This is a genomic window from Dawidia soli, assembly GCF_018598185.1.
Taxonomy (GTDB): domain Bacteria; phylum Bacteroidota; class Bacteroidia; order Cytophagales; family Cyclobacteriaceae; genus Ohtaekwangia; species Ohtaekwangia soli.
This window is the reverse complement of sequence record NZ_JAHESC010000029.1, coordinates 65,626-79,986: the sequence shown is the minus strand read 5'-3', so window position 1 is coordinate 79,986 and position 14,361 is coordinate 65,626. Positions and strand designations below refer to the sequence as shown.

13 protein-coding genes and 1 pseudogene are annotated in these 14,361 nt (G+C 54.5%); 5 read left to right on the top strand and 9 right to left on the bottom strand.

From position 1 onward, the window contains the following. Positions 1–168 precede the first annotated feature (168 nt). Together trxB and KK078_RS19180 are read right to left on the bottom strand one after the other, a co-directional pair. On the bottom strand, positions 169–1,110 hold the full coding sequence (trxB, locus tag KK078_RS19185) for a thioredoxin-disulfide reductase (protein ID WP_254091928.1): 942 nt from the start codon (positions 1,108–1,110) through the stop codon (positions 169–171). Positions 1,111–1,154: 44 nt separating this feature from the next. Then, positions 1,155–1,484: an ArsR/SmtB family transcription factor gene (locus tag KK078_RS19180; RefSeq protein WP_254091927.1), complete on the bottom strand. Its 330-nt coding sequence runs from the start codon at positions 1,482–1,484 to the stop codon at positions 1,155–1,157. A 157-nt stretch (positions 1,485–1,641) separates the two neighbouring features. On the opposite strand from KK078_RS19180, the gene KK078_RS19175 reads away from it, so the two are divergent. Next, a complete protein-coding gene (locus KK078_RS19175) occupies positions 1,642–2,811 on the top strand; it encodes a toxin-antitoxin system YwqK family antitoxin (RefSeq protein WP_254091926.1) in 1,170 nt (389 codons plus the stop codon). 84 nt (positions 2,812–2,895) lie between these two features. On the opposite strand, the gene KK078_RS19170 is transcribed toward KK078_RS19175, so the two are convergent. Next, positions 2,896–3,768, bottom strand: coding sequence for a hypothetical protein (locus KK078_RS19170; protein ID WP_254091925.1), 873 nt, complete (start codon positions 3,766–3,768; stop codon positions 2,896–2,898). 189 nt (positions 3,769–3,957) lie between these two features. On the opposite strand from KK078_RS19170, the gene KK078_RS19165 reads away from it, so the two are divergent. The 3 genes from KK078_RS19165 (at position 3,958) to KK078_RS19155 (ending at position 6,049) form a co-directional block, all read left to right on the top strand. Continuing rightward, the gene (locus KK078_RS19165) at positions 3,958–4,959 is read left to right on the top strand and encodes a patatin-like phospholipase family protein (protein ID WP_254091924.1); all 1,002 of its coding nucleotides are present in this window, start codon (positions 3,958–3,960) and stop codon (positions 4,957–4,959) included. A gap of 230 nt (positions 4,960–5,189) precedes the next feature. Further along, positions 5,190–5,513, top strand: a complete 324-nt coding sequence (locus KK078_RS19160; RefSeq protein WP_254091923.1) for a hypothetical protein — start codon at positions 5,190–5,192, stop codon at positions 5,511–5,513. 89 nt (positions 5,514–5,602) lie between these two features. Further along, a complete protein-coding gene (locus tag KK078_RS19155) occupies positions 5,603–6,049 on the top strand; it encodes an SRPBCC family protein (protein ID WP_254091922.1) in 447 nt (148 codons plus the stop codon). Between the two features lie 59 nt (positions 6,050–6,108). Here KK078_RS19155 and KK078_RS19150 read toward each other — a convergent pair whose 3' ends face one another. Both KK078_RS19150 and KK078_RS19145 read right to left on the bottom strand, forming a co-directional pair. Then, on the bottom strand, positions 6,109–6,876 hold the full coding sequence (locus KK078_RS19150) for a 3-keto-disaccharide hydrolase (protein ID WP_254091921.1): 768 nt from the start codon (positions 6,874–6,876) through the stop codon (positions 6,109–6,111). A gap of 97 nt (positions 6,877–6,973) precedes the next feature. Then, complete coding sequence (locus KK078_RS19145; RefSeq protein WP_254091920.1) at positions 6,974–8,158, bottom strand: MFS transporter; 1,185 nt, start codon at positions 8,156–8,158, stop codon at positions 6,974–6,976. A gap of 218 nt (positions 8,159–8,376) precedes the next feature. Between KK078_RS19145 and KK078_RS19140 the strand changes: the two are divergent. Continuing rightward, a pseudogene (locus tag KK078_RS19140) lies at positions 8,377–9,073 on the top strand (phosphodiester glycosidase family protein). 3 nt (positions 9,074–9,076) lie between these two features. Here the strand turns inward: KK078_RS19140 and KK078_RS19130 are convergent. From KK078_RS19130 to KK078_RS19115, 4 genes are all read right to left on the bottom strand, one after another. Continuing rightward, the gene (locus tag KK078_RS19130) at positions 9,077–9,553 is read right to left on the bottom strand and encodes an SRPBCC family protein (RefSeq protein ID WP_254091917.1); all 477 of its coding nucleotides are present in this window, start codon (positions 9,551–9,553) and stop codon (positions 9,077–9,079) included. A 116-nt stretch (positions 9,554–9,669) separates the two neighbouring features. Continuing rightward, complete coding sequence (locus KK078_RS19125; protein ID WP_254091916.1) at positions 9,670–10,860, bottom strand: hypothetical protein; 1,191 nt, start codon at positions 10,858–10,860, stop codon at positions 9,670–9,672. A 95-nt stretch (positions 10,861–10,955) separates the two neighbouring features. Further along, positions 10,956–11,351, bottom strand: a complete 396-nt coding sequence (locus KK078_RS19120; protein ID WP_254091915.1) for a hypothetical protein — start codon at positions 11,349–11,351, stop codon at positions 10,956–10,958. 293 nt (positions 11,352–11,644) lie between these two features. Then, positions 11,645–14,233: a DUF4832 domain-containing protein gene (locus KK078_RS19115; RefSeq protein WP_254091914.1), complete on the bottom strand. Its 2,589-nt coding sequence runs from the start codon at positions 14,231–14,233 to the stop codon at positions 11,645–11,647. Positions 14,234–14,361 lie beyond the last annotated feature (128 nt).

Genomic DNA, 14,361 nt, shown 5'->3' with positions numbered 1-14,361 from the left:
CAAAATATTACATTGACCATGATGCTCATACATGGCCCTTTCATAAACAAAGGCAGCGGGGGTATACTTTCGAATATGCACGTTTACGTTGCGGTCATAAAAAAACCGTGCTCCGTGGTTTTATTCCCACGAAGCACGGCCGTATTTCGTTATCGTAGTTCGTGTGTATTACGAAACGACTTCAACTTCTTTCGCTGCCAGGAAGCGTTCTGCTTCCAGAGCCGCCATACAGCCGGTGCCGGCGGCGGTAATGGCCTGACGGTAATTTTTATCCTGTACGTCACCACAGGCAAACACACCTTCAACATTCGTCTTGGTCGTGCCGGGAGTGGTCACGATATATCCCTGCTCGTCGAGCGTGATATAGTCCTTGAAAACGTCGGAGTTCGGTTTGTGACCGATAGCCACAAAGAAACCTTCGATGGGTACTTCCTTCACCTCGCCGGTGACACTGTTTTTAATACGCACGCCCGTCACTACGGCATCACCCAGGACCTCGTCGGTTTCAGAATTCCAGTATACATGAATGTTCGGCGTCTTCAGCACACGGTCCTGCATGATCTTGGACGCACGCATATGGTCTTTACGTACGATCATGTGCACGTTCGTGGCCAGCTTGGAAAGATAGAGCGCTTCCTCACAGGCAGTGTCGCCGGCACCCACGATGGCTACCTCGCGGCCGCGGTAAAAGAATCCGTCGCAGACGGCGCAGGCTGATACACCGCCGCCGTTAAGGCGTTTCTCCGAAGGTATACCGAGCCATTTGGCCGATGCGCCGGTGGAAATGATCACACTCTCGGCCAGCAGCTCCGTTTGCTCGTCAATGGTCACTTTAAACGGGTAGCCCGAGAAGTCTACGCTGGTGGCCATACCCATGCGGATGTCCGTACCAAACCGCTCAGCCTGCTTCTTCAGGTCTTCCATCATGTGCGGGCCCATAACGCCCTGGGGGTATCCCGGGAAGTTCTCCACATCGTTTGTCGTCATCAGCTGACCGCCAGGCTCCATGCCCTGATACATTACCGGCTTCAGGTTGGCACGGGCGGCATAGATGGCTGCCGTATATCCGGCTGGGCCTGAGCCAATGATCAGCGTCTTAATCGTTTCCATACTGTATTATTGTAATATTTCGTTAGGTTATCTACAAAAAAAAATTAGTCACATAGATTGGCCGCTACCGGCTTGGAGAACATATTCATAAACATGTCGCGTGCTTCCTCCCACACTGCTACGTCGATGCAGTAGTTCACCTTGGGCCCTTCTATCTCGCCCTTGATGATGCCGATCTGCTTCAGCTCCTTTAGATGCTGGTTGATGGTCGACTGCGACAACGGCAGCTCCGTTACCAGGTCGTTGCAAATGCAGGTCTGGTTGTTTAGCAGGTACTCCATGATCGCTACCCGGGCCGGATGGTCAAATGCCTTGGCCAGCAGGGCCATGCGATTCTGGCGTTTTTCGAATAGTTCTGATTTTGTGATGCCCATACTGCTGTTATAACGTAATATTACGGTAAATAGATTCCCCAGGCAAAACAGAATAAAAATCTGTTGACGGATCCATCCAAATAGCTGAATATCAAACAAAAAGAAAACATCAACTTTTGTAGCTTTGGCGCCACCCTGTAATTAAAGACCCGAAACTATGTTATACGATCGTGTATTTGCTGTTGCCTTTGCCCTTCTGCTTCTTGCCTCCCCGGCACTGAGCCAGGGCGAGCGGACCCCGGCTCCCGCATCCGCCGCCGGCCGTGCCGCCGTCGATGTGCGGGACTCCCTCGCCCAGACACTGCTCGCGCAAGCGTACGGCACGCTTCACCCCGACATCATGACGTTGCTGGCCGACAGTGGCGCCACCCAAGCTCAGCAGAAGACCGGACAGTGGAATCACTACCACGGTCAACCGTGCGCCACCTGTCCTGCTGCGCCGCTGCACTACGATTCCCTGGTCAAATGGAACACCCAGGATCCAGGCAGTGTGTTGCTGACCAAAGAAGCCGGTGCGTACCAGCAAGGTAAGCGCGAAGGCATTTGGTATACGTATGAATCCTATCGCGTAAGTCCTCCGTTTGGGTGGTCGCTGACCGGCGAAGTCACATACAGGAACGATAAACAAAACGGCTGGCAGCTTATCTATAGTTATATACCACCCGACACCACCCTGGGCCATTTCACACCACGCCGGTATATATCCGGCAAACGATACCTGGAGAACGGCATCGCGCAGGGGCCGGTATTTGAGTTCAACGAATGGGGCGACACCCTGGTGACGGGCCAGTTGGCCAACGGCCGCGAGCAGGGCCTCTTCCACTATCGATACGACACGATGGCCACCGGCCGCTTCGACCGGGTATATGAAAGGGGCCGGCAGGTGGAGACGATCTATTACCACCGGAACGGCACCGTGGCATCGCGCGGCCTGCTCATCGACCATAACCCGCACGGCATTTATCGCTCGTATAACGAGGGGGGTATCCTGATCCTGGAACAGACCTATAAGGTCGGAGTGCTCGACGGCCCCTCCCACTACTTCTACGAAGACGGCAACCGCATGATGACCGAAACCTTTGTCAACGGCCGCTCCAACGGCCGGCGCATACGCTACCATCGCAACGGCCAGATCGCCGGCGAGGTGATGATCCAGGACGACAAGCCGTGGACGGCGTTATCCTGCTTCGACCCGCAAGGCAAAGAAAAGAAGAAGGGTACGCTCAGGAATGGCACCGGTTCCCTGAAACTATATAACGATGCCGGGCAACTGATCGCCATCGAATATTACCAGGACGGCGACCTGCTCGAAACCGAGCAGCGCTAAGAATAGCGATCGCTCCGCCTTCAGGGCATAAAAAAAGGCCGCCCCGACGTATCGAAGCAGCCCTTGCCAGGGTGCATTGTCAGCCTACAGATCTTTGTTGGCGACCAGAATCTCTACCAGCGCGCGCTCCGCGCTGCCCAGCGACGGCGCCTTTACGCTTTGTGCTTTTCCCTTTGCATTTACGTACAGCTTCGGAAAGCTGTTCATGGTCGCGGTGGCTACGGTGATGTTGTAGATCTTTTTGTCGCCTGCGTGGAAAGGCTCCGTCAGTTCTTTGTAGAAGGTATATACCCACTCTTCACTCATGGAGTTGGCCTTCTGTTCCTTTTTGATAGAGATCAGCAGGGTGCCGTCCTGGTATACGTTTGTAACACCACCCTCGTATTTATAGCTTACCGGCATGTTGAGGTCGCGTTTCACCGGATAATACTTCAGGATCATTTCTTTCTCCCGGGCCTGGTATTCGTCGGCGTTTTTGATCTCCGTCTCACCGTTGTACAAGCTGATATATTCGTCCACGACGGCTTCATCCAGGGCATTGCCCGCGATCAGGTCTTTCCTGAACTCATTGTCGCGCTTAAAGGAGCTGAAGCTGCGGTTCTGCAACACGAAGTCGACGACGTGGTTCTTGGAGACCAGCGAGACGTTGGGCAACAGCTTGATCATCGATTTGCCCGACGGCTTGAATACGATCTTGTAGCCGTGCATCAGCGAAAACTGCGGATTCTCGGTGTTGTAGTCCCATCCCTTGATCGAGATCAGGGTGTCGCCGTTGAGCGAAAGTACGGCGCAATCGGTTTTAGACATTCCGACTTTGCCGGCAAACTTCGCATAGGGATTTTTGTCTCTCAGGATAACATCCTTCTTTACGTCGATGTCGTGATATTCCTTTTCCTGCGCGAAAACCGGTGCCGACGCCAGAACGATGGCGGCGACGAGATACGATAGATTTTTCATTTTTTTTGCTTGGGCTTTACGGGTGTAAAGGTATTATTATACAGGAGGCGCCCCGCTACCAGGCAGTCTGTAACATGACGGATGTAATATTCCGGTGTTTTTAGGTATGCCCCCTGCGGCAGTCCCGAGCCGATTTATACAATTACCACCGTTCGATCGCAAAAATTCTATACCTTCGCGGCAACCGCCATGAAACGATTTCTTTTTATACTGCTGACGATCGGCTGCACAAGCCCCTGTGCGCTGGGACAATATACCAACCTGGTGTTCGAAGGCGCAGGCATTCGCGGTGTGGCCTATGCCGGCGTGATCCAGGAATTAGAACAGCGCAACCTGCTCGTCCGTGTAGAGCGTGTAGGCGGTACGTCGGCAGGCGCGATCGCGGCCATGACGCTGGCACTGGGCTATACCGGCAAAGAGATCGAAGACATTATCTACAACGTCAAGCTGCAACGATTCAACGACGGCAGATTCTTCTTCATCGGCGGCATGTCACGCCTTCGCCACCGGTATGGCTGGTACCGGGGCAAAGCGTTTACCCGCTGGCTGGAAGACATCATTGCCGCCAAGACAGGCGATGCCAACATCACCTTTAAACAACTCCGCGCCCGCCACTTCCGCGACCTGTATGTAACCGGCACGAGCCTTAATCACCAGAAACTGGTGGTCTTCTCGCACGAGCACTATCCGGACATGAAGGTCAAAGACGCCGTGCGCATCAGCATGTCCATTCCGTTGTATTTCGAAGCGGTATGCATCGACTCCGTGGGACGTGTCGTAGACCATCGCCAGGCCACCACGCGCGACGACATCATGGTAGACGGCGGCTTTATGGGCAACTATCCCATCTTCCTCTTCGACTCGATACCGGCCGCGGGCCACCGCACGGCCACCGCCAATACGCTCGGCTTCCGCATCGACACGCCCGAACAGATCCGTTATGACACAAGCCGCAACGGACTGGCCCCCATTGACATCGGCCGGCTTAACCAATACATCGGCGCATTTTACAACTACGTGATCGAAAACCTGAATCGCTCGGGCCTGACAGACGCCGACTGGAAACGCACCGTGTCCATTAGCAGCGGCGCCATCGGCCCCAAGATCCGGAAGCTTTCCGTAAGAGAGAAAGACACACTGATGAACAACGGACGGGCGGCCCTGCGGCGTTATCTCGACGCGTCGCCGTAACCGGGGGAATCTTTGACCGCTGTCTGGCGGAAGGTTGCAAACATTTCTTCGATTTTTCCAGATTCAAGACCGACCGATAAATAAACTGGCAGACAACCAGTTAGGAACCTACGCAAAAAACAGATCGACATCGTTAACCCACGCACTGTCAGCCCATCACCCCATATTCTGTTAAAGTTTGGTGGCTGGCGCAAAGTCGTCGACCGGGTGCTTTGAGATAACGATTTTGCATGTATTTTAGCGACCCGATTTTTTCCTGGTGCCCGGCAGGCCTTGTTGCCATGGAACCGGAAAGGTCTTTTACAGTTAAACAAAATCAATCTATGGCCAAGGAAATTGCAGCAAAGGAAAATCCCGTGGTGGACGCACTGAAAAAACTCAAAGAAGAAGAAGCAGAACTGACAGCTAAGCTGAAGCCTTTACAGGAGGCGATCGGTGCGCTGGAAAAGATCATCGAAAAATCTGCCAAGAAAGTTAAGCCCGCAAAAGATAACGGAAGCGAGGCTACGGCTGCCGAAGAGGTTGTCGCCGAATCGGTAGAAGAAGCACAATAATCTGCCTGTCGAACAACGGCATTGAAAAAGTTGCAGGAACTAATTTCCTGCAACTTTTTTTTTCACGATAAACATCATCGCGCCAGGTTATGACGGACATATTTGCTGCTTCCATTGGAATCAACGCTGCACCCATGGCCGTGTGGGATGCCCTGACGATGCCTGCATGTATGACGCATTGGATGGGTGAGCCTGAAATGCAGATCGACGTCGTAACGGACTGGCACGTGGGCGGGCCGATCGTCGTGCGCGGAGTTCATCATGTGCCGTTTGAGAACAATGGGACTGTGCTCCAATTTGATAAAGCCAGGTTGTTGCGTTATACCCATCGAAGCTCTGTGTCACGGTTGGCAGATGTGGCGGAGAGTTATTCTATACTGACATTTTCGTTAACGCCGGAAGGCGATCGTACACAGCTTGAGCTGACCATCCGTAATTTTCCGACCGAAAGCATTCAACGCCATCTGGAGTTTTATTGGCGGACTACTTTAACGACGCTGAAAGAATGGGTGGAGGGCCCGGCAACCAGGATATAGCGTGAGCGCGAACAGTGGTCCTCTGTTTTTCTTCGCGCTCACACACTGCCTGTGTTTTTTTAAAAGTCGGTGTTCGCTTTCTTCAGATCCAGTTCCTCGATCCAGATATTCCGGTAAAGCACGTCGTGTCCTTCTGCTTGAAGCTTCAATCCTCCGGGTACGTCGGTTATTCCTTTGCCTTCATCATTTCCTCCGTCGATGCCCGAGTTGGGTCCGCCCCATACCTGGGAAATGGCCTGGTTGGTGTGGATCTTTTTGCCATTGAAGTAGATGGTCACCAGGGGTTGCTCCGTGCGTTTGCCGTTCACAAAACGGGCCGCGCGGAACGTGATGTCATAGGCATTCCACTTACCGGTGCCGTTATACGCGCTGTAGGGAGCGGCCGCTTCGTTGATCACCGCGGCCATGCCGTGGGTGGTGGAGTCGCCGTCGAGCACCTGGATCTCGTAGCGGTTTTGGAGATATACGCCGCTGTTGCCTCCTGGCTTCTCGATCAGGAACTCGATGTGCAGGCGAAAATCGCGGTATTCTTTCTTGGTCACGATATCCGCCGCGCCATATTTACCGCCGGCGCTAGCAGGGTCGTTGGTGTTCACCACGGTACCTTTGTCTACGGGATCCTTCACGATCTGCCACTTGATGGGCAGTGTGGCCGAAAGTCGGGGACTTTTCCAATAGGTCCACTTGGCATCGAGCATGGCGCGTGAGCCGTCAAAAAGTACTTCAGCCTTTTTAGCGGGTTTGGCGCCTACGCCTACCTGGGCATCGGCCACGGTAGCGGTCAGCACGATCAAAAAAAACAGCGTAGAGATTCCGGTTGTTTTCATAACATAGGTTTTAGATGCATTCAAGTAAATGAAAATGTATTCCATCTCCAATGCTTTATTCCACCTGCGGTATCAAAGGACCATCACCGTGGCTGTCTTAGCCCCGGAGTGACGGGCGGCGGTCGGTAAACACCAGGATCAGCGTAACAACACCGATGGCAAAGAAGCTGATCACCAGCGGAAATACGCTGTGTACCATAAAGTGACTGATCAAAGCACCGATCGAAGAGCCCACGAAGAAGAATAACGTGCCGTAGACAGAGGCGGCCATGCCGGCCATCTCTCCCATCGGCTCCAGGGCCAACGCGCTGCTATTGGGCTCAACCGCCAGATTGATGGCCAGCATCAGCGCCACGGCGACAAAGAACACCAGCATATCGGGCGGATCGCCGGCCGCAAGCGTGACGACGAGCAGCAGCGCGCCGACAATGGTGTAGACGATCAGGGCGCCTTTTACCGTAAGCCGCGCGCCAAAGCGCGACGAGAGATGGGAGTTTGTAAAGGCACACAGCGACATGAGCAACCCAATGCCGGCAAAGATCCACGCAAACAATTCGGGTTTATGATAGATCTCCCCAACGATATGCTCCGAGCTGGAAACATACGAGCTCAGGGCTGCAAAAAGTATGGTGGTGACCGCCATGTACCGAAGAAAGACACGGTTACCGACCACGCTCCCGATGTTCCTACGAATGGACGGCCACGCCAGCGCGGTGCGGCGTTCGGGCGGCAATGACTCGTGCAGGCGGAACGACCATAAGAACACCACCACGGCAAACAGCGGCGGCGTGAGGAATACCATCTGCCAGGAGGCAACCGACATGATGGCAATGCCTAAGAACGGCGCAAAGATCGGTGTGAATAAAAAGATGGTCAGGATGAGCGACATGATGTGGGCCATGCGGTCGCCTACAAAGCGGTCGCGCACACCGGCAATGGTTGTCATAAAGACGGCCGACGCACCCATGCCCGCGATGAACCGCGCCACGTACATCAGCGTCAGCGTAGGTGCGACCGCCGCCGCCAGGCCCCCGGCGATATACAGCGGAAAGCCGATACGCAGGATCGCCAACCGCCCGAAACGGTCCGACAACACGCCAAAAATGATCTGGGCTACCTGCCCCATAAAAAAGAATACAATGATCTGCGCCGGAGCGGTAGACTCCGGCGGCAGGCCGAAATGTCCGCGCAGCTCGCCAAAGGCCGGCAACATGATATCGATCCCCAACGCCGTCAGCATCATCGTACAGGCTGACAAGGCAATAAACTCCGCTGTCTTCATATAACCTCAAAGCTACGACTGCTTTGGGATTTCGCGGGTGTAAATTGAGACATTCAGGAGGGCATATTGGACATTCTGCGCCTACCGATGGACCTCAAAAACCGATAACGTATTTACTGTCGACCGTCTGGGAAAATACCACTTCCACCGACGCCAGTAATACCAGCAGATAAAAAATATCGTTCTTTGCTATATTGATCATTGTTATATAGTTAGCTATGCGTACCATACTTCTAACAACGCTGCTCATAGTCAGCCACCTGGTGACAGTTGCCCAACTGGCCGACGACCGCCTTGTCAGCTACACCACGACGCCGGATGCCATTGCGTTATACTGGAAAGACGCAAACGGTCAACCACTCAAGAGCCTGCAGAACCTAAAGCAAAATATTGGAAAGCAAGGAAAAACACTGGTGTTCGGTATGAACGCCGGCATGTACCGGCCAGACAACTCGCCTCAAGGCCTGTTCATCGATCACGGCACGATCCGGCAACGGCTGGACACCCTCTCCGGCGGCGGCAACTTTTACATGAAACCTAACGGTGTATTTTACACCACTACCCGCCACCACGCCGGGGTCTGTACCACACCACAATTTATCCCCCACGACACTATTACGTTCGCGACCCAATCAGGCCCCATGTTGCTGATCGACGGCGCGATACACCCCGCTTTCAAAAAAGGATCTGCCAATCTCAACATTCGCAACGGTGTGGGGATACTGCGACGGGCGCGTGCTCTTTGCCATGTCGAAAGAGCCGGTGAACTTCTATGACTTCGCGTCATTCTTCCTCAGCAAAGGTTGCAGGAATGCGTTGTACCTGGATGGCTTTGTGTCGCGCACCTATTTACCTGCGCAGGACTGGACACAGCTGGACGGCAACTTCGGTGTAATGATCGGTGTGGCCGAATAGGGCTTAGCGTTCAACGTATTGCGCCAGGTTTGCCAGGCTCGATTGTATACCTTGCCGGTGGTCATCGGCCGTAATGCCGGTGGGCACATTCTCACAAACCACATTGACATTCGTGCCGTGGCGCTCCTGTACCAGGGTCGTCGTCACTTTCATCTCGCCGCCAAAGGCGGGGTCGTCTGACTCAAACTCTACTATCTCAACAATGCGCTGATGTGGAATCAGCTCCGCGAAATGACCGTGAAAGACATCGGCATGCTCGGTGGTTTTACCGGCTATGCCATGTTCTGTTTCTTTATAGCCAAACGACATGCGGAAGCTACCACCCGGTGTCGGGTTAAATTCGAAGACCTCGCAATGCATGCCCTGCGGTGGACGCCACGTTGCAATGGCTGTTGGATCCAGGTAGGCCGCGTAGATCGCTTCGGGGGTTGCGTGAATGACACGGGCGGCGGAGTCGGTACGTTTGGCGGTTGTATTCATCTTGCCGGAGGTTGCTTGTAACGGCGCGACAATAATAATGCCTGCCCGTCTACACCCGCTAGCGCCGGTGCCTGGTGTGGTGGCGATCCGTGACCGCCACCACACCCACCCGTTGTCTAAAACAAGCGGCCCAATCTATACGTATAATTGATGTTGATCGAATAGTCGGCAAAAGCCGCGTCGCCCTGGACCGATACCTTTTCCGATTCGTTCGTGATTACCGAGTTCGCCAGGTTCTGCCGTGCGATGTCGGCAGCGCTCTTGATCCGGTCTTTGATGAAATTATACGGCACGAACAGCGCGATGCTGTGTTTACCGGTGCGATAGGAAATGCCCGACTCGACAGCCACCACGTAGCCCGGGCGTCGGTATGCTACCTGACCGCCAAACGCATCGTAGGCCGGAATACCTTCCCAGCGGCCAGCGAGCGACAGCGTCAGGTTCCGGGCCTTGCCCACGGACGCCATAAAGCCCGCACGGGCAAAGTATTGATCTGGTGACGCATATTCATTGTAGCCATAAAGCGTACCCAGGGTATTACCGTCGGCATCCTTCACCACGGTCGGCGCCGACTTAAACGAGCCGTTCGTTTCGCGCGGGTTGAACAGGTAGTATCCGCTGGCAAAGCCGAAGATCCTTCCATACAAGTGCCGGAAGCCCTGCAGCTCGACAGAGATGCCGACGCCGCCATCGCCGGGCTGGATCGCCTGGTCCATGACCACGCGCTTGGTGGTGCCGTCGGCTTGCGGTGCGTCGTCTTCTACGGAGTGGCTACCGGTGTTTAGCTTTACGCCCAGCCCCAGGGACAAGTTCCCTTTGTCGGCGTGGTTGGGATCGAGCACCCAGTAATTGGCGCTCAGGCGGACATCGCCCAGGCCCTTCGCATATACGCTATAGCGCGATGTATCGCCTGCGGTTGTTCTCAAAACCTGTGAGCGTTCATTGTGTACATAGGGTATTGCCAGGTTCAATTGAATGCGGTCGGAAAGGCCGTATGATACGTTGATATCGACGGCGTGCGAATAAATATTCACGGCGTTGCCGCGCTCTTTGCCGTTTGCATCGTGGCCGCCGCCGGTGGTCTGACGCTCCTTTTGCTCTTCGGTGCCCACGAAGTGGCGCCACGAATGGAAATAGCGGTAATTCAATCCCACCTGAAATTCGTTCTTCGGAAGTGTATACCCACTCGACGACATCGGGTTAAGACCTCCCATTTGACGAACCGCCACGCAGCCTTGCGCCCGGACATCGATACAAGCAAGCGAAACCAATACGATACATACCAGAATGTAAAATTTGTTGTTCATAGAAAAGCAGTTTGACGTGAAGGATTGAGAATACTACAGCCAGCATGATCCGCACAGGCGAAGGCGACCTGTACACGCGGGCTAAAAAAAATAGATCACGACAGCTTTTCCGGTGGCGGAGAAATGACCGGATAATGAACGTCCGGGAACGTAAGGAGAACCCGCGATAGTGGTGGTTGGATACAGAAGCCCGTCAGGGCATGGGGTATGACCAGACCGGCGGTAGGTTGGTAGTCCTTAAAGAATTTCGCAATGACCTGCAAAGCGTGACCGCCCGGCAGATTGTTAACGGTCTTTGAATAGTCGGTCATGGCCAGGGCCAGCTTGTTTTGCCGCGCGTTACGGACACACACCAGCTGCACCACGTTGCCTTCGACCTTCTGCCGCACAACCGTATAGTGCTCGCCCAGGTATTCGAACGACTGAGGCGACCGTTTATATTCGCCTTCGTGCACCGGATAGGGCAGCGATAGGGGTATCGACAGGGTCAATTCGTCTGCGGCGGTATAATAACCTGCGCTTGCCCGCTGGGCCAGTTCTTGTTCGGCATGGTAATAGAACGCCAGGAAAACGGCGTAGTACCCTCCCGCATGAAACAGGAAGATTAGCAGAAAGAATATCGCTAACGCTCTTTTCAGGGTCTATGGTTGGTTAAGGCATGCACTAGTTACAGAGAATTATTTAAAAAAACAACGAACACACGGCTAACACATGTTTGCCGTTGGTTGACATCTGCGCTAATGCTTGCGCCAGACATAGGTTTGATCTGGCGCAAGCATTACAATTAATTATTAACCTTCACCCGCTGCGTTTCCATTCCGGCCGGTGTTCTTACCTTCAACACATAATACCCTTGCAGTCCATGTACATCCACCGTCGCCTCGTGCTTACCGGCCTCTTGCACGCCCAGATCGACCGCGCGTACCTCCTGCCCCAGTACATTGACCATATGCACATACACCACTCCCTTGCGGCCAAGACTATACTGCACATGCAGAACAGACTTCGCCGGATTCGGATATACCGCGAGCGATGAAGATTGTTGCTCCTGTTTGTCAAAGCCCGTCGCGTTCACCGGCGCTGCTGTCCGCGCCGCAGGTGCTCCGCCCACCGTATACGGCGCCCCGGCAGTGCTGGATGCCGGTACATAGCCGATCATTGTCCAGCCGGAGTTTATGGAGCCTACGGCCACACGTATGGTCGCCGCCAGCGTACCCAACGATGACCGGGGTACCGAGGCTTCCAGCACGGTCGCATTCTTCACCGCGGTGACTGCTCCCAGGGTGTTCCAGGACCAGTTGGTGCCCGTGCCGGTATACTGATACAGCGTTCCGTTCTCGACCATGAAGTTGAATCCCGCCGACGTCCAGTCACTGTCGGTATATTCATTGCTTCCCGAAGTGTTATTATCGGTGTCGATAAAGAGTTGGTAATTGGTACTGATCGAAGTACCCTGCGCCAGAATGTAGAGGTTGTTCGCACTGTTGGCAACCTTCAGGCTTGTTAGTCCACCGGTGCCATTGGTGGCGATCGTGGGAACTGCGCTCCACTCACCGGCATTGCCGTCCACCACGATCGCGGTCGTACCCCCTCCGGAAGTCGTGGCGCTGGCCTGGCTGGACGCCGGCGAGGTGCCCGCAGCGTTCGTCGCCTTGACGGTATAATAGTATGTAGTGTTTGCCGACAATCCGGTGTTGCTGTACGTTGTGGTCGTCAGCCCACTGGCTACCTGCGTATACGGCCCGCCGCTTACAGTCGCCCGATGCACGCTATAGCTCGTCGCGCCCGCAGACGCGCTCCACGACAAATTGATCTGCGAGGCAGACGCCGCGCTGGCCGTCAGGTTGACCGGGGCCGCCGGCGCACTGGAGGCTGCACTCACCGTAAGGGTTGCATTCAGCTTGTTAAAGCCGGTGGCTGCCTCCCAGGTGCCGGTGTTGGCAAACTGAATGCTGTATTCCGGCCGGGCGGCAACCGCTCCGTTGTTGCTCATGTCGCTGACGTGGAGCAGTAATTCATACGTGCCCGCGGGAACACCGGCCGGCAGCGTCAGCGTCTTGTTCAGCGCAGCGGTCTGGCCCGACAGCCACAACCGCGTATCGGCGCCGCTACCGGTTATGTCGACCGTGTATACCGTCGACGTACTGGTGTTGCGCAGTACCAGCTTGAGTGTCCTGGGGTTGAAGGGCGCTGCAAACCCCACGTTCTTTACATTCAAGGCAACCGTGATAGAACCGCCCACGGTGGCCGCCGTCGGGAACGTGCCGTTCAGCATCACAAACCGGTAGCCAAACCGGCGTTTGATCTCGGCCATGCAGCCGCCGTCTTGCCAGTCGCTGTTCACCTCGTTGTTATAGTCGGAGTTCAGATACGAGTAGTTCAACAGATCCAGGTCAGTCACTGCCTGGCCGGAGCAATCGTTCTGCGGACTGAACGCATCGCTGCAGGTCTCACCGCCCACGGCGCCATACTGGCTGTCGCTGGCGGCGTATGCTTTCAGGATGGTGGTCTGGTCCGACGCAGACGTGGCGGACGTGCCATAGTCCCAATAGGTGCCCTGGTCATCCGTCGCCGACAGGAAACAATCGTTGTGAAATCCGACACGCGCTATATTCGTACCGTTGTACGCCTGTGCCGGCGTGATCGCCGCCGAAGTGACCGGGGCGTTGATACCATAGATCAGCTTCTGCTTCATCTGCGGATACCGCACTTGCACCATTCTGTTGGACGGCACCGCGTCGAGCAACGCCGTTAGCACATCCAGGCGATCCTGCCAGTTTTGATCGGTCAGCTTTCCCTGCACGGAAGCATCGCCAAAATAGTCGGTGTAGTATTGCTCACCCCACACGCCGATAAAGCCATTTTGCACCGCCAGGATGACGTCGCTGTTATTTTGAAAATACGGTTTCAATTGTGCGATGTGCCCCAGCACCACAGACTTCGGCGCATCGCCATACGGCGGACAGATCCAGCTGCCGCACGAGCCCGAGGGTGCGGTGATGGTATACGAGAACCGGATCATCAGACGTACCCCGGCGGTTCTGGCAGCATCAAAGTCCGCCTGCACGCCGCTAAGAAAGGAAGCAGACAAGGCAGACGACTTAAAGATGGCCAACACATAATGCCGGAAAATGATCGTGGGGCTTACGGTATAATTTCCCTGCCAGGGTGTGAAGGGGTTGTTCCGCAGGTTGGCCAATTGGGTAGCCGTGAGCGGCGTGAATGCGCTGGCGACGCCGTTAATGGGTGTGTAAAAACCACGGTCGGGATTTTGAATTTCGGCCGTAGACTCGGTGTACGTAACGCTCTGTTGTGCAAAACCGGCACTGGTTAGAAGCAGCGCCACGAAAAGAACAGTAAAACACTTTTTCATAGCTTATCAATATTAAAGCGGGTAAAAGAAGGCTTTAATAAATATAAGCGTTATTTTATATCTTCATTTACTTTCCTTTTATCAACATCATGGTGAATGAAGGATATATAAGATAGTATTCGTAAGAA